Source organism: Chryseobacterium sp. 'Rf worker isolate 10', assembly GCF_050753305.1.
In the GTDB taxonomy this organism is placed as follows: Bacteria; Bacteroidota; Bacteroidia; order Flavobacteriales; family Weeksellaceae; genus Chryseobacterium.
Map to the genome: position 1 here is coordinate 1 of NZ_JBOZOF010000033.1, position 257 is coordinate 257.

The following is a 257-nucleotide window of genomic DNA, read 5'->3' on the forward strand; positions in this document are numbered from 1 at the left end:
ATTTTATGTTTAGAAAAATCCTCCATATATGCACAATTTCTCAAATTGTATGGAGTGTATCCTTTATCGGAACGTTTTTCAATATGATTCCAATAATTATCCAAGTGCTTTTTTATTGCAGGGTAGTCTTCTATATTAATTCTATCTATCTGATTACCATCATGATCCTTGTAACCATTGTGTGAATTAATTATCCACAAATCTTCAAAATTATAAGAATATCGTTTTATGTCTCTGCCTCGTAAAATAGGTCGTAT

Annotated in this window: 1 protein-coding gene; it reads right to left on the reverse strand. The window is 29.6% G+C overall.

The features are described 5' to 3' along the window. Positions 1 to 257 (reverse strand): hypothetical protein (locus LKL37_RS23065; protein ID WP_431612584.1); only part of this gene is annotated, 257 nt, incomplete at both ends.